The organism is Synechococcus sp. H55.11, from assembly GCF_047462475.1.
GTDB lineage: Bacteria > Cyanobacteriota > Cyanobacteriia > Thermostichales > Thermostichaceae > Thermostichus.
Genome location: NZ_JANSJI010000045.1, coordinates 26,110 through 40,158 on the forward strand (window position 1 = coordinate 26,110; position 14,049 = coordinate 40,158).

13 protein-coding genes are annotated in these 14,049 nt (G+C 61.4%); 6 read left to right on the plus strand and 7 right to left on the minus strand.

Going from position 1 to position 14,049, the window contains the following annotated elements:
• The first annotated feature begins 89 nt into the window (after window positions 1-89).
• Both NW853_RS01830 and NW853_RS01835 read left to right on the plus strand, forming a co-directional pair.
• The gene (locus NW853_RS01830; protein ID WP_414333352.1) at window positions 90-1,076 is read left to right on the plus strand and encodes a methyltransferase domain-containing protein; all 987 of its coding nucleotides are present in this window, start codon (window positions 90-92) and stop codon (window positions 1,074-1,076) included.
• Window positions 1,077-1,082: 6 nt separating this feature from the next.
• The gene (locus tag NW853_RS01835; protein ID WP_414333354.1) at window positions 1,083-2,327 is read left to right on the plus strand and encodes an FAD-dependent hydroxylase; all 1,245 of its coding nucleotides are present in this window, start codon (window positions 1,083-1,085) and stop codon (window positions 2,325-2,327) included.
• Here NW853_RS01835 and NW853_RS01840 read toward each other — a convergent pair.
• From NW853_RS01840 to NW853_RS01850, 3 genes are all read right to left on the minus strand, one after another.
• Entirely contained in the window at window positions 2,297-4,012 is a 1,716-nt protein-coding gene (locus NW853_RS01840; RefSeq protein ID WP_414347411.1) for a helicase HerA domain-containing protein, read from the minus strand. The genes NW853_RS01835 and NW853_RS01840 overlap by 31 nt on opposite strands.
• Window positions 4,013-4,022: 10 nt before the next feature.
• Complete coding sequence (locus NW853_RS01845) at window positions 4,023-4,805, minus strand: Ig-like domain-containing protein (RefSeq protein ID WP_414347400.1); 783 nt, start codon at window positions 4,803-4,805, stop codon at window positions 4,023-4,025.
• Window positions 4,806-5,055: 250 nt separating this feature from the next.
• A complete protein-coding gene (locus NW853_RS01850) occupies window positions 5,056-5,424 on the minus strand; it encodes an AbrB family transcriptional regulator (RefSeq protein WP_011432615.1) in 369 nt (122 codons plus the stop codon).
• A 332-nt stretch (window positions 5,425-5,756) separates the two neighbouring features.
• Between NW853_RS01850 and coaBC the strand changes: the two genes are divergently transcribed.
• The 4 genes from coaBC to NW853_RS01870 all read left to right on the plus strand — a co-directional run bounded on the left by coaBC (window position 5,757) and on the right by NW853_RS01870 (window position 11,101).
• Entirely contained in the window at window positions 5,757-6,986 is a 1,230-nt protein-coding gene (gene coaBC / locus NW853_RS01855; protein ID WP_414347414.1) for a bifunctional phosphopantothenoylcysteine decarboxylase/phosphopantothenate--cysteine ligase CoaBC, read from the plus strand.
• Window positions 6,987-7,105: 119 nt separating this feature from the next.
• The gene (locus NW853_RS01860; RefSeq protein ID WP_414347403.1) at window positions 7,106-7,876 is read left to right on the plus strand and encodes a hypothetical protein; all 771 of its coding nucleotides are present in this window, start codon (window positions 7,106-7,108) and stop codon (window positions 7,874-7,876) included.
• 199 nt (window positions 7,877-8,075) lie between these two features.
• Window positions 8,076-9,194, plus strand: coding sequence for a calcium/proton exchanger (gene cax, locus NW853_RS01865; RefSeq protein WP_414333372.1), 1,119 nt, complete (start codon window positions 8,076-8,078; stop codon window positions 9,192-9,194).
• Window positions 9,195-9,217: 23 nt separating this feature from the next.
• Window positions 9,218-11,101 (plus strand): mechanosensitive ion channel family protein, encoded by a 1,884-nt coding sequence (locus NW853_RS01870; protein ID WP_414347406.1) that lies wholly within the window; start codon window positions 9,218-9,220, stop codon window positions 11,099-11,101.
• A 37-nt stretch (window positions 11,102-11,138) separates the two neighbouring features.
• Here NW853_RS01870 and NW853_RS01875 read toward each other — a convergent pair whose 3' ends face one another.
• From NW853_RS01875 to NW853_RS01890, 4 genes are all read right to left on the minus strand, one after another.
• On the minus strand, window positions 11,139-11,378 hold the full coding sequence (locus tag NW853_RS01875; RefSeq protein WP_414333373.1) for a DNA-directed RNA polymerase subunit omega: 240 nt from the start codon (window positions 11,376-11,378) through the stop codon (window positions 11,139-11,141).
• 78 nt (window positions 11,379-11,456) lie between these two features.
• Window positions 11,457-12,368, minus strand: coding sequence for a cell division protein FtsX (locus NW853_RS01880; protein WP_414333364.1), 912 nt, complete (start codon window positions 12,366-12,368; stop codon window positions 11,457-11,459).
• Between the two features lie 63 nt (window positions 12,369-12,431).
• Window positions 12,432-13,247 carry a cell division ATP-binding protein FtsE gene (locus tag NW853_RS01885; protein WP_414333366.1) on the minus strand — a complete coding sequence of 272 codons (816 nt, stop codon included), beginning with the start codon at window positions 13,245-13,247 and terminating at the stop codon, window positions 12,432-12,434.
• 44 nt (window positions 13,248-13,291) lie between these two features.
• Complete coding sequence (locus NW853_RS01890; protein WP_414347409.1) at window positions 13,292-14,047, minus strand: WecB/TagA/CpsF family glycosyltransferase; 756 nt, start codon at window positions 14,045-14,047, stop codon at window positions 13,292-13,294.
• Window positions 14,048-14,049: the final 2 nt, after the last annotated feature.

Here is a 14,049-nt window from a genome sequence, read left to right on the forward strand (position 1 = left end):
GGGAGAGGGGTTGGGGGTGAGGGTAGAGGCCCGGAGCGCTTGGGTCGGCGGCAAAGTGTCTTAATCTTGTTTGAAACGACTATAATCCGATGAATCCAATCCTCTGGGCTTTGAGCATAGCTCTGCTGCTGGCCGTGGGTCTGGCAGCCTACCTGTTGACTGCTCGCAAATACGAGTCTCCCGCATCCGTGGCTAAGTCTTACGACGAGTGGACCCGCGACGGGATCCTGGAGTTCTACTGGGGCGAGCATATTCACCTCGGCCACTACGGATCCCCGCCGCGGCGGAAGAACTTCATCCAGGCCAAGCACGACTTTGTCCACGAGATGGTGCGCTGGGGCGGGCTGGATCGGCTGCCGCCGGGGACGACGGTGCTGGATGTAGGTTGCGGCATCGGCGGTAGTTGTCGCATCTTGGCCCGCGACTACGGCTTTGTCGTAACCGGCATCACCATTAGCCCACAGCAGGTGCAGCGGGCCCAAGAGCTCACCCCCCCCGATCTGCCCGTCCGGTTTCAGGTGGCCGATGCCCTCAACCTGCCCTTTCCCGACGCCAGCTTTGATGTGGTCTGGTCCATCGAAGCGGGGCCCCACATGCCGGACAAGGCCCGCTACGCCAGCGAGATGCTGCGGGTGCTCAAGCCGGGAGGCATCTTGGTGGTGGCGGACTGGAACCAGCGGGACGACCGTCAAAAGCCCCTCAACTTTTGGGAGCGGCTGGTGATGCGGCAGTTGTTGGATCAGTGGTCGCACCCCGCTTTTTCCAGCATCGAGGGGTTTGCTGAACAGTTGCAAGCCACCGGGCTGGTGGAAGGGCAGGTGGAAACCGCCGACTGGACGCAAGAAACCCTTCCTTCTTGGCTGGATTCCATCTGGCAGGGCATTGTCCGTCCCGAGGGCTTGCTGAAGTTTGGCTTGGTAGGCTTGATTAAGTCGCTGCGGGAGGTGCCCACCTTCTTGCTCATGCGCCTGGCCTTCGGCACCGGCCTCTGCCGCTTTGGCATGTTCCGGGCGGTGCGGGCCGCCACGCCGGCAAACTCCGCCTCCCCAGAAGTAGTTGGCCACAGCACCCAATAAGAGACAATGACGATCCTTGCTCCCCCTCCGGATACCCTGGACGCCCTCTACGACGTGATCATCGTCGGCGGCGGCATTGCGGGCCTGACTCTAGCTTGTGCCCTGCAGGGCTCCGGCCTGCGCTTGGCCCTCATCGAGGCCCAGTCGGCTGAGGCAGTCAGGCAGCGCCCCTTGGCCTATGCCCTTTCGCCGCTGTCGATCCGCATCTTTCGGGCCATCGGGGTGTGGGAGGCGCTGGCTCCCCACATCACGCCCTTTGCCCAGGTGATTCTGACCGACGCCAACGCTCCCCAGCGGGTGACATTTAGGCCGGAGGATGTGGGGGAAACGGCGGTTTTCTACTGCGGCGAACATGCTCGGCTGCAGCAGGTGCTCCAGGAGCAAGTAGCCGCCGATCCCAAGATCACCTGCTACTACGAAGCCAGGGTGGAGAGGGTAACCTACGGGAAGGTTGCTGCCGAGGTAGAGCTGGAAATGACACAGGGCCGGCGCCGACTGGCCGCCGCTCTGGTGGTGGCTGCCGACGGCCTGCGCTCTCCCGTGCGGCAGCGGGCAGGGATCCCTAGCGACGGCTGGGACTACTGGCAGTCGTGTATCACCGCCCTGGTGGCCCCTGCCCAAGACCACCAAAACATCGCCTACGAACGCTTCTGGCCTGCTGGCCCCTTCGCCATCCTGCCCCTGCCCGGCAATCGCTGCCAGGTGGTCTGGATCCTGCCCCACGAGCAGGCCAAAGCCACGCTGGCCCTTTCTCAGGCCGACTTCTTGGCCGAGATGCAGCGCTACTACGGCGTCCAGGGCGGCTGCCTCACCTTGCTGAACCCGCCCCAAGTCTTCCCGGCCCGTCTGCGCCAGAGCCGCCGCTACTATCAGCACCGCTTGGCGTTGGTGGGAGATGCTGCTCACCACTGCCATCCGGTGGCCGGCCAAGGGCTGAACCTCGGCATCCGCGATGCCGCTGCCTTGGCCCAGGTGCTGTTGGCTGCTTGGCAACGGCACGAGGATCTGGGAGATGTCAAAGTCCTGCGCCGCTACGGTCGCCGGCGCCGTTGGGAAAACTGGCTGGTGCTGCTCTTCACGGATCTACTCACCCGCACCTTCTCCAACTCCTACTGGCCCCTGGTGGTCATGCGGCGCTGGATCCTGAGCGGGATGATGGCCTTTCCGCCCCTGCGCTGCTTTTTGCTGCGCCTGATGACTGGCTTGTGGGGAAGCCCTCCCTACAGCCCCAGTTCCTCCTTGGCCTTCTGAGCTGCCCAAAGCACCTCCGCATCGGCGGCCTGGGACCAGTCGGGATCGGCGATCTCGGCGTAGAACCTGGGGTCGTAGGAGCGGGTTTGCACCACCACCGGCATGGGCACGGCATGGCCGAGGATCAGGGCCTGCTGTTTGGAATCCAGCTTGGCCAGCACTGTTTTCAAGTTCTGGCTGCCGGCTACCCCTGTAAAGACAGCGTCGATATCCTGCTCGTCGTTGAGGAGGGCCGTGATGCGGGTGCCCAACTGCGACATCACCTCGCTGTCGATACTGGAAGGGCGCTGATCCACCACCAGCAGCGTGACAAAGTACTTGCGCATCTCGCGGGCAATAGTGCCGAAAATGGTCTGCTTGGCCGCCCGCGGATCCAGAAAGCGGTGCGCTTCCTCGATGGTGATGCACAGTTGCCGGGGCCGGTCGAGGGGATTTTTGGACTGCAGGTACCGCTCTGTCTGCTGCACATAAGCCTGGTGGATGCGGCGGGTGATGACGTTGGCTGCCAACATGTAGGAGAGCAGGTTGGACTGGGATCCGAACTCGATGACCACGTGGATGCCGCGGCTGAGGGCCTCCAAGATCTCGCCGATGTAGTTGTGGGGCAAGCTGTTGCGGATGTACTTGAGGTCGTCGAGGCGGGTGAGCTTGCGCTGCAGGGCCAGGATCGAGGCCTTGTTGCCCATCTTCTGTTCGCAAAACTCTTGAACCTCGGCGTTGGAGAGGCTCAAGAGCCGGCTGATCCAGTCGCGGCCAAACTCGTTGCGCAGGATAATGGCGTTTTCCAGGCTGGCCTCCGAGAGGTTGAGCTCCTCCGCCAACAGGGCCAGATCTTCCACCTCGATCTGGTTGTAGGCAATAAACAGTTCGCGGGCATCCCGCACCCCTCGCCGCCGGGTGGAATCGGGATCCAAGGTATAGATTTGTACCTGGCCGGGGAAGAGCTGCCGCAGCCCCTTGACAGTGGTGGCCTGCCTATCCTCGCTGGCCGCCTCCCAGCCGTACTCGGAGTGCATATCAAAAATTAGGTTCACCGCTGCCCGTTTGCGGATGATGCCCGCCAGGAGCAGGCGGGCCAGAAAGGATTTGCCGGTACCGGACTTGCCGAAGATGCCGTTGCTGCGCTCCACCCAGCGATCCAAATCCAGACAAATGGGCACCGCCATGTCCAGGGGCTGACCGATGGCAAAGTTGCGCCGAGTTGGATCCTCTTCCCAGCCAAAGACGGTGCGAAAGTCCAGCTCCCGCGCCTCGTACACTTGGGAAAAATGGGCCGGCACCGTTTTCACCGGCAACAGCTCCATCGCCTCAGCACCAGGAAGGGCTGGGCCGCCATCTTCTGGCCGGTTGGGATCAATGAGGGGGTACAGCCTTTCCCCTTCCGTCTGCCGCGGCACCAACATCAGCATCGGCGTGAGGGCGATAACCCCGTAGGTGCCGGTACCCGCCAGCACCTCCTGCAGCAGGGTCTCTTCCGGGCGGGGGGGGTTGACCAGGATCTGGGGGTTGCTGGTTGCTAACGTAACGTCGGTGAGCAGACCGAAGAAGCGGTGGCGCTCCCCTTGAATCACCACAAACTTGCCCACCCGCAGGTCTTCTACCGAAACACCGGGGTTGAGGCGAGCTTCCAAGCCCCGACTCAGGGATCCCTGAATGACGGTGGCCAAAGGTTGGGGAGCGGTCATGGCGGTGAGACTAGTTCTGGGCAGGGGCGCTGGTGCGGGGGGCGCCATCCTGCACGATCCAGGTGCGGACGATCTCCACCTCCTCCGGCGTCCAAAAGCCCAGACGGGAGAGGGGCAGCCCACGGGCTTGGATGTAGGCGATCTCGGGGGATCCGCCGCGGGCCTGAGAGCGGTTGGGATTGTTGGCGTTGAGAATAGTGGCGTGGCGGCGCGTCCAGCGGGGATCGATCAACTCGCTCTTGGGATCCCCTGGCTTGACGTAGGCCAGAACCGCCTCGTAGCTATCCAGCAACTGGGTGCGCTGTCGCCCCGCCGGCTGGTGACAGCCGACACAACTGGCCTCCAGCAGCGGTTTGATGTCCCGCTCGTAGGTAAACTGCGGCTCGGTGCGAAAGCGCAGTTGGATGGCCTGCTCCAGCGGCAGCCCCTCTTGGGGGGCAATCGTAAGGGTGTAGTCGGTGCTGAAGCGCAAGGGATCTCGAGGCTTAAGCAACAACTCGTCTCCCTGCACGTCGAAAATGACCGCTGCCGGCGGCTCCAACTGAACCGCCAGCCGTTGTAGATTGGGATCCAGCGGCCGATCGAATTGCAGCCGAATGACTCCATCTATCAAAACATCCTGCTGTTCAGGGGCAGGTTGAGAAGAGACCCACTGTAAAGACGCATTCGACTGGGACCAAACCCACGGATGAGACCCGCTGATAAAGAACATTGCTGCCAACAACAACAGCCCCGCCCAAGTTCGCCACCGTCCCCAGTGGCGAAAGATATTCTGTACAGTCGGAGTGTTCATTGCCGCAGACCCAATTCTACTGTTGTCAGAATAGCGAACTTAATCCATGCTTCAGCCGTTGATGAGATACAGATCGTCAGGGATCCCCAGCGGATCATGAGGATCCCTTGTCTGGTAGAGTAGACGAACAATGAACGCCGGAGCAAAAAGAAGAGGCTGCTGCTCCCAAAGGCTGAAAATCATATTGAGGGCTTCACCCAAGCTGATAGGAGATCACCAGCAGGGAGAAGCAGTACAGGGAGACAGCCAATCAGTTGACGCGCTCCAGCTTGATGTTGTGGTGGCCCAACTTGATCTCGAACTCATCTCCGGGCTTGAGGCCCATCTTCTTGGTGTAGGCAGCTCCAATTAGGAGATTGCCATTCTTATGAACCGAAACCCGGAAGGTAGGAGCGCGGCCACGAGATCCATTTTCGTCACTGGCACCGAGATCCACGCCAACAGCCTTCAGCAGGGCATTGTTAAACTGCATCAGATTCACTCGCTCCTGACCATTCTTGGTGTAGGTGACATAGCCACAGGCGCGAGCTTTTTCCTTGCGATCCGCATTTCCCATTGAAGTTACTTTGTCGAGGAGCTCTTGGCCAGTGAGTGGTTTTGGTTTACTGGTTGTAGCCATATCAAGGTGGTTTTAAGGACAACAGTTAGTGTAGCCAGAAACAAACAGCGATTGCAATAGAGGTTCCTCCAATTCCTCTTTACCTTCCTATTAGAGAGAATAGGTTCGGCGGCTGCAATGGGATTGAAGGGTGATTGCGCAAAACAGTAGTGGAGAATTTTCTCTAGAGGCCAGAACCTGTGGGGGAGACTTTCGCGGAAGGGACAGGCCCTCAGGGCCAAGGGCATATAGAAGTGTCTTTGAGTGTCTCTAGACGCTGGATCCCCGCTGCGGCACCGGAGTTGAGCAAAAGCAGGGAAACTGGAAACAAGGCTGTTTGAGTGTCACTCGATATGGATCTCTTTTGGTCGGGACGGCGTCTTCTGGTTGGGGTGAGCGGGGGGATTGCTGCCTACAAAACGGCGGTTTTGGTATCTGCTCTGGCCCAGCAGGGGGCAGAGGTGAGGGTGGTTTTGACGAAAGCTGCAGAACAGTTTATCTCCCCGCTGACGTTGGCCACTGTGTCTCGCCAGCCAGCTTTCACGGATGCCGAGTTCTGGCAAGCTACGCGGGGACGGCCGCTGCACATCGAGCTGGGGGAATGGGCCGAGGCTCTTCTGATTGCGCCGCTTTCGGCCAACACCTTGGGCAAGGTGGCCCAGGGGCTGGCGGACAATTTGCTCACCAATGTGGTTTTGGCTTGCCACTGTCCGGTGGCCCTGGCGCCGGCCATGAATACCCACATGTGGAAGGCTGAAGCGGTGGCCGAGAATTGGCAGCGGCTGCAACGGGATCCCCGCTTCTGGGCCTTGCCCACTGCCAGTGGCCGCCTGGCCTGTGATGCGGTGGGGGAAGGGCGTATGTTGGAGCCAGAGGCGCTGCAGGAGTATGTGCGGGCTCTGCTCTGGACAGGGGGGAAAAAAGACTGGCAAGGGAAGCGGGTGTTGGTGACGGCAGGAGGCACCCGCGAGCCCATCGACGCGGTGCGCTTTATCGGCAACCCTGCCAGTGGGCGGATGGGGGTGGCGCTGGCGGTGGCAGCCGCCTGTCGGGGGGCCGAAGTCACGCTGGTGCATGGGCCGCTGGGGATCCCCTTTGATCCAGCACCCTTCGCCATTCGGGCCATGCCGGTGGAGACGGCAGCCCAACTGGAGCAGGTTTTGCAGGCGGAGTTTCCCCAGGTGGATCTTTTGTGGATGGCTGCCGCTGTGGGGGATGTGCGCCCCGCCCAGGTTTACGCGGGGAAGCTGCCAAAAGGCGAACTGCCCCAGATGCTGCCCTTAGAACCCGTCCCTGACCTGGTGGCAGCTTTGGCCCGCCACAGACGTGCTGGCCAGCGCCTCATCGGCTTTGCCGCCCAAAGCGGGGATCCCCTCCCCTCAGCCAAGGAGAAGCTGCAGCAGAAAGGGCTGGACGCCATTGTGGCCAATCCCATCGACCAGCCGGAGAGCGGCTTTGGCAGCAGCCACAACCAAGGCTACTGGATCCCGCGGCAGGGCAGCCCAGAACGGCTGCCTTGGACAACCAAGGCCACCCTGGCCCACCGGCTGCTGGATCTGGCCCTGCAGCTGGAGCCGAGCTGACCCCGAGGCCTCACTGTTTTGGCTTCGTATCTCGGCTGCGAGGGTAACGGTTCTCCCGGCGATCGGACCAAAATCAGGCCAAAATCAGGTACCTTTGAGGCTAAGCGCAGAGGGATCCGATGGCGATCATCGTTTTGAAAGCCTGGTATTTGGATTCGGTGTTGTCTGCCTCCCAAGTTCAACAGAGGGCTCCCGATCTGCGCCTAAGCCGTACCGGCCTCTTGAAAACGGCGATGCGAGCCGATTTCCTCGACGATGTGGAGCAGGTGAAGGCTTCTGTCTGGTGGCAGCGCTACTTGGAAGGGGAGCTGGTGGAGTTTTACATCGAGGGCAGCGGCGCCTACAGCATCTCCAACCTCGATTTGATCAGCCGCGAGATCTACTTTAATAAGCGGGCCACCCTGAACATGACGGAGCCGGTCATCTACTTTTGTGGCCAAGCGGATTACCCCGACTCCAGCGCCACGCTGCACCAGGCGTTGCAGGCGGTGGTGGAGACCATTAACCGCCATCACCAACCGGTTCTTCCGCTGCAACTGCAGGGATCCCTGCCCAGCGAAAGCGAGACACCTCTAATCGACGCGGCCCTGATTCGCAAGCTCAAGCACGCGCTGCTGGTGGTGGCCGATGTCACCCCGGTGCAGGTGAATGGCCGAGGACGGCCTCTGCCCAGTCCCCAGGTCTGTTTGGAGTTGGGCTATGCCCTGCAAGCGAAGCGCCCCGAGCAATTGCTGCTGGTACAACTGCCCCGCGACGACATCGAGGGATCCTTTCCTTTCGAGGTGGAGGGCAGCAGTTTTTTGAAAATTGTCGATCCGCAGCGCCTGTCGGATCAATTGGGAGCCGAGATCGCCCGGCAGTTGCAGCGCAACCGGGTTATCTCCCTCTAGCCAGACGCACCTATCCAACTGCCCCTCGCAGCCGTTAGACTCTTGGAGATGGCCCCATCGGTGGGGGTACTGCTCTCCAAAACCCAAACGGCATCTATTGGCGCTCCCTTTTTGTGCAACCATGACTCTGGCTAATGCAAATTCTCTGGGTTCTCCGGATCGCTCTGCAGCAGGTTGGCAGAGAGGTTTGAACGGCCTGATGTTCCTGCTGCTGGCGGGAGTTCCTCTATCTTGGGTGGGGCACTTCCGAGGCTGGGATCCCAATCTGGTCTTCCTCTGTGCCGCCTTGGCGGTGGTGGCCTTGGCCAAGTTTATGGGTCAAGCCACCGAGGAGATTGCCGCCTTGACCGGGCCGACCATAGGGGGGTTGATCAACGCCACTTTTGGCAATGCGGCAGAATTGATCATCGGCTTGGTGGCGCTGCGGGCGGGGCTGGTGGAGGTGGTGAAAGCCTCGATCACCGGCTCGATCATCAGCAACCTGCTGCTGGTGGCCGGGCTGGCCATGTTTTTGGGCGGCATTAAGTTTCGCGAGCAGAGCTTTCGGCCCGAAGTGGCCCGCATGAATGCCTCGGTGATGAACCTGGCGGTGGTGGCCTTGATCTTGCCCAGTGTGGTCACCTATGCCGATGCCAACTTGGGAGCGCTCTCCATCCAAGAGCTGTCCACGGCGGTGGCTCTGGTGCTGATCGGGGTTTACGGCCTCACCTTGCTGTTTTCCCTCAAAACCCACAGTTACCTCTACGCTCTTCACGAGGCCGCAGCCGCAGAGAATGAGGCGGCCAATCGCCTGGCCCCCAATCCGGTTTTGCAGGCGGAGGGCTCCATTCCCCAAGTGTTGACGGCCCCGCCCGAGCAGCCTGGGCTATGGCCTTGGGTGTTGGCCCTTTTGGGGTTGACGGTGTTGGTGGCACTGGAGTCGGAACTGTTGGTGAGCACCTTGGAGCACACTCTGGAGCATTGGCACATTACCTCGCTGTTTATGGGGGTGATCTTGCTGCCGATCATCGGCAATGCGGCCGAACATGCGACGGCAATTACGGTGGCCATGAAAGACAAGATGGATCTCTCCTTCTCAGTATCTCTGGGCTCGACGATGCAAATTGCCCTGTTCGTGGCGCCCCTGCTGGTCCTGGCCGGTGACCTGCTGGGCCAGCCGATGAACTTTAACTTCGGCATGGTGGAGCTGGTAGCGATCGCCGTCTCGGTGTTGCTGGTCAACTCCGTCAGCAGCGACGGGCGCTCCAACTGGCTGGAGGGGCTGTTGCTCTTGGCCACCTATGCCATTCTCGGCATTGCTTTCTTCTTCTTAGATTGATGGAAGAACTTTAGCATCGGCTCATGCCGCACAATCTGCAAGCTTCAAGTAGATCGAGGCGGGGAACAGCGGGATCCCTGCTTTGGCCGCTCCTTTTTTTCGGCACTTCCCTCGCCCTATCCCCGGCCATCGAGCCGGCATGGGGTCAGGAAACTTCTCAAAACAACGGCACCGCCTCCAACCTGCCTTTGCTCAACCGCTTGGATGCCCTGGAAGAGCTGCGGCAGGCGCTCAGCCTGCCCACCACCTCCATCCAAACAGAGGCCGTGACGCTGGATGGGCGGCGGCTGTTTTTGGTCGCCGCGCTGCAGGGGGATCCCGGCAGCGTGCCGCCGGTGTCGCAGCGGGCCCGCTCCATCGAACAAACCCTGCGCCAGTTGGCCCAGTCGGGCCTTGACCCGGAAACACTGCGGGTGGAGGTCGTCCTCGACAGCCAAACCAATCAGCCGGTGATCCGGGTGAATGGACGCCATTTGATGACCATCACCTCTCTGGATGCTCAGCTTCAGGGCAGCCAGCCGATGGATTGGGCCGAACAGGTGGCGGGCATTGTCGAGGAGGCCCTGCGCACCTGGCAGCGGGAGCGACAGCCCCAGTTTTTGCGCCGCCAAGCCCTGATAGCCCTCGCCATTCTGGCAGCAGCGGCAAGCCTGAGCCGGCTTTGTCAACGAGAACGACGACGGCTGCAGCAAAAACGCGATGCCCTGCAGGCGGAGTACCAGGCCATCCAAGCAGAGGTGCAGGAGCGCCTCCAGGGGGAGCCGGGCGAGGATCCCGTCTTGGTCGAACAACAGGCAGGGCGCAAACGGCAGGCATCCTATTTGGAGCTGCACATTCGTCTGCTGCGCCTGGTGCAGGTTGGCCTGTGGACGGGCGGCGTTGGGGTGAGTTTGGGCCTTTTCCCCCAAACACGCCCCTTGCAAACGTTTCTCCTGGTCTCGCTGCGCGGCCCTCTGCTGCGCTTGGCAGGGGTGGGCCTGGCGACTTATGGCAGTGTTTGGCTGAGCAGCCTGCTGCTGGACGGCCTCTTCGCCGCCTTGCGCCAGGAGCAGTGGCAAAATGCCCCCACCTATCGCCTCAGCAAACGCCTCAGCACCTTTGCCGGTGTCTCCAAAGGAGTGACAGCCACCGCGCTGGTTTTGCTGGGATCCCTGGTCGGCTTGGCCTCGGTGGGGGTGAATATCGGCCCTTTGGTGGCCAGCCTGGGCTTCATCGGGCTGGGGATTTCCCTGGCTGCCCAGGATTTGATCAAAGACGTGATCAACGGGCTGTTGATTTTGCTGGAAGACCAATTCGCCGAAGGAGATGTGATCGTGGTGGATGGGCGGAGCGGCCTGGTGGAACATATGGATCTGCGGCTAACCCAGTTGCGCAACACCGAAGGCAGCCTGATCTCCATTCCCAACAGCGCCATTCGGGTGGTGGAGAACCTCTCCAACGGCTGGTCGCGGGTGGATTTGGGGATCGTGATCGCCTACGAAAACGACCTGGAACAGGCCATCCGCATCACCGAGCAGGTGGCGCTCCAGATGTACCGGGAGCCGGCTTGGCGGGACAAGATCCTCGAGCCCCCCGAGATGCACGGCGTCGATGACCTAGGGGAGCGGGGGATCACCCTGCGCATCTGGATCAAAGTGCAGCCCCTACAGCAGTGGCGGGTGGCGCGGGAATATCGCCGTCGCCTCAAGCATGCCTTCGACCAAGCCGGGATCCGGATTCCGTTTCCGCAGCAAACCCTCTGGTTCCACAGCCCCTTGGAGATGCGCATCCAGGGCCTCAGCCCAGAGGAGACCCACCGCCTGCTGCGCCTGATGGAGTCGCGGCTGGAGGCCCGTCCGCGGGAAAGGGATCTTGATCCAGAAGACCTCACAGACCAGGTTCCTGCCGAGGGTCTTCATCGCCCTTAGCCGCCCGGCTGGCCTGCAGTTGCGACAGGGCCAACAGCTACTCGTCGCCGATGATTTCCGGCTCAGTCAGTTCATCCGACATCTCGATGACGGCGCGGCGGATGGGCTTCATCCAGCCATCTTCCAGATCGTCGGGATCGTCGTAGCGACGGCGCTTGGCCCGGTTGGCCACCTGTACTGTGATGCGGTAGCGATTTTTGGAGGCGTTGATCAGAGCCTCTACCCGACGCATCAGCTCGTCGTTGTCGATAGCCAGTTGATGCTTGCGTGGGGCCATCATCGCAGTTTTAACCTTGGCATCTATTGTTACAGGGGATCCTGATTTTAGCAGAGAACCGGCCAATCCCTCCCTTGCTCAGCGCCCGACCGACTTACGCACTGCGATCAAGCTGCTGCCGGTGCCCAGAAAAACCCCCATCCCCAACAGCAGCAGCGGCAAGAACCAAAACTCCAGTTGGCCGGGATCCGCCTGCATCACCTTGAGAAAGGGCAAGGCGATCAACCGCTCCAGCACCTCCTGCAGCAACTGTCGGGATCCCAGAACCAAGCCCCAAGCCCCTAGCGCGCTGATCACCCCGAACAGGCAGCCCTGCAAAATAAAGGGCAAGTAAATCCAAGCTGCCGTTGCCCCCACCAGTTGCATCACCTCGATCTCCCGCCGCCGCGCCATGACGATCAGCCGAATGGTGGTGGTGATCACAGCCACCGCCGTCAGGGCCAACACCCCGGTGATGCCCAGGGATCCCAGCCGCAGCATCTCCTGAATTTGGGCCAGTTGTTCCACGATGCGGCTGCCGTAGTACACCTCGTCTACCCCTTCCAATTGGCGAATCTGTGCCGCCACCTCCCCCAGGGCTTCGGCGGAATCCGCCTTGACCCGCAGGGCATCCACCAAAGGGTTCTCCCCCAACTGGGTTTCCATCGCCGCCTCATCCTGGATCCCCATCTCGATGAGGAGGGTGCGCCAAGCTTGGTCTTTGGTGATGACCTTCACCGCCACCACGTGGGGCAATTGGGCGACCTGGGGCTGCAACTCCACCCCTTGGCGTTCCGGCTCCAGATAGACGGAGATCTCCAGTTGCTCCCCCAGGGATCGCACCGTCGCATCCACCCCCCAAGACAGCTCCACGCCGATCCCCACCAAAAACAGCAACACCAGCAGGGTGCTCACCGCCGCCCAGTTCAGCCAGCCTCCCCGCCGCAACCCCAAAAAAGTCTCTTGCAGGAGATAGCGAATCTTGTTGAGAAATCGGGAGAGAGATTGCATGCTGTTTACCGCCCAACACTGCCAGTAAACCCAATCTTCGGGATTCCCGCCCTATGCAGCGCCTCAGCGCAGATCATACAGGCGTCCTCCTTCCATGCGCACCACCCGGTGGCCGGCCCGCTCCACCAGATGGGGGTCGTGGCTGGTCATGATGACAGTCACCCCAAAAGAATTGAGCCGCTCCAAAATCTGGAGAACCAAGAGCGAGTTTTCCGGATCCAGGTTCCCCGTCGGCTCGTCTGCCAGCAGCAGCACCGGCATGTTAACAATGGCACGGGCCAGGCTGAGGCGCTGCTGTTCTCCTCCCGAAAGCTCATGGGGAAAGCGATCCCGCTTTTCGGTCAGCCCCACCATCTTCAAAGTCGGCCCGATGCGGCGGCGGATTTCGGCGGGGGACAGCCCTTGGGCGCGCAGCACAAAGGCCACATTTTCCGCCAGGGTGCGGTTGGCCAACAGGCGATAGTCTTGAAAGACCACCCCCAAGCGCCGCCGCAGCATCGCCAGCGGACGGGGTGGAATGCGGTAGGGCCGCCGCCCTTCCGAAGAACATAGGCACACCTGATCCACCACAACCGTGCCCTCGGTGGCCTGTTCGTCCCCGTAGAGCAGTCGCAAGAGGGTGGACTTGCCCGCTCCCGACACGCCGGTAACAAACACGAACTCGCCGCGGCGCACCTCCAGGTTCACATCCTGAAAAATCAAGTTGCCGTTGGGGAAGACCTTGCTCACGCCCCGCAGGGACACCATGCTGGCTGGGGCCTGCAAAGATCCCGGCTGGGTGCTGCTGTACAAGCTCAAGGGGGCCAGATGAGGAGTGGGAGCTGTACCGGCCCAACGGTGAACGCGAGGGGAATAGCCGATGTGCTGACCAAGCATCATAAGGAAGCGCCTACAAAAGAGGAAGACGAGGAAGCGCCGGCAGGCTAGGGGTGCCAGCGAGAAGCGGGATCCCACAGCACCCGCCAGGCAAACCTGGGCAAAGCCAACATGCGTCGCCAGCGCCAAGGTTCCTGATAGAGACGATACAACCATTCCAGGTGATGGTCACGCCACCAGCGGGGGGCTCGCCGTTTTTGGCCGGCCCAAATGTCGAAGCTGCCCCCCACCCCCATCCAGATGGCCTGGGGCAAGAGGCTGCGCCATCTCTGGATCCACAGCTCCTGGCGCGGGGAGCCCAGCCCCACCCACACCAGTTGCGGCTGGAAGTCCTGGAGAGTGTGCAGCAGGTTTTCTTCCTCGGCAGGGGAGAAGTAGCCGTGGTAGCCCCAAATGGACAGAGAGGGAAAGCAAGCGTGCCAATGTTGAATCGCTGCCCGGTTGACTTCCGGCCTTCCCCCCACCAAGGCCAAGCGCCACCCCCGTTCTGCCGCCAGCGCGATCAGGGCTTCGGCCAGCTCGATCCCCGGCACCCGCTGGACGCGGATCCCCTGCCGCCGCAAAGCCCACACCACCCCCGCCCCATCTGGGATCACCAGCTCTGCTCGTTGTAGCACCTGGGCAAAGGCCGGATCCCGCTGCGCCTGCATGATCATCTCTGGGTTACAAGTAACCACCTGGGCGCCCTGCCTCTCCTGAATACGCGCCTCGATCCAGGTGGCATAGCTCTGTAGACTGGCTTCTGGCAGAGCCAGGTGTAGGTTCACACCCAGAATTGAATGGCTTGCTAACGACACCACCACCG

Bases quoted from the DNA above. Each gene is read 5' to 3' on its own strand.
- NW853_RS01850 (WP_011432615.1), bottom strand. From the start codon at position 5,424: ATGGCTACAACCAGTAAACCAAAACCACTCACTGGCCAAGAGCTCCTC.
- NW853_RS01870 (WP_414347406.1), top strand. From the start codon at position 9,218: ATGCCGCACAATCTGCAAGCTTCAAGTAGATCGAGGCGGGGAACAGCG.
- NW853_RS01835 (WP_414333354.1), top strand. From the start codon at position 1,083: ATGACGATCCTTGCTCCCCCTCCGGATACCCTGGACGCCCTCTACGAC.
- NW853_RS01875 (WP_414333373.1), bottom strand. From the start codon at position 11,378: ATGGCCCCACGCAAGCATCAACTGGCTATCGACAACGACGAGCTGATG.
- cax (WP_414333372.1), top strand. From the start codon at position 8,076: ATGTTCCTGCTGCTGGCGGGAGTTCCTCTATCTTGGGTGGGGCACTTC.
- NW853_RS01830 (WP_414333352.1), top strand. From the start codon at position 90: ATGAATCCAATCCTCTGGGCTTTGAGCATAGCTCTGCTGCTGGCCGTG.
- NW853_RS01860 (WP_414347403.1), top strand. From the start codon at position 7,106: ATGGCGATCATCGTTTTGAAAGCCTGGTATTTGGATTCGGTGTTGTCT.
- NW853_RS01845 (WP_414347400.1), bottom strand. From the start codon at position 4,805: ATGAACACTCCGACTGTACAGAATATCTTTCGCCACTGGGGACGGTGG.
- coaBC (WP_414347414.1), top strand. From the start codon at position 5,757: ATGGATCTCTTTTGGTCGGGACGGCGTCTTCTGGTTGGGGTGAGCGGG.
- NW853_RS01885 (WP_414333366.1), bottom strand. From the start codon at position 13,247: ATGATGCTTGGTCAGCACATCGGCTATTCCCCTCGCGTTCACCGTTGG.
- NW853_RS01840 (WP_414347411.1), bottom strand. From the start codon at position 4,012: ATGACCGCTCCCCAACCTTTGGCCACCGTCATTCAGGGATCCCTGAGT.
- NW853_RS01880 (WP_414333364.1), bottom strand. From the start codon at position 12,368: ATGCAATCTCTCTCCCGATTTCTCAACAAGATTCGCTATCTCCTGCAA.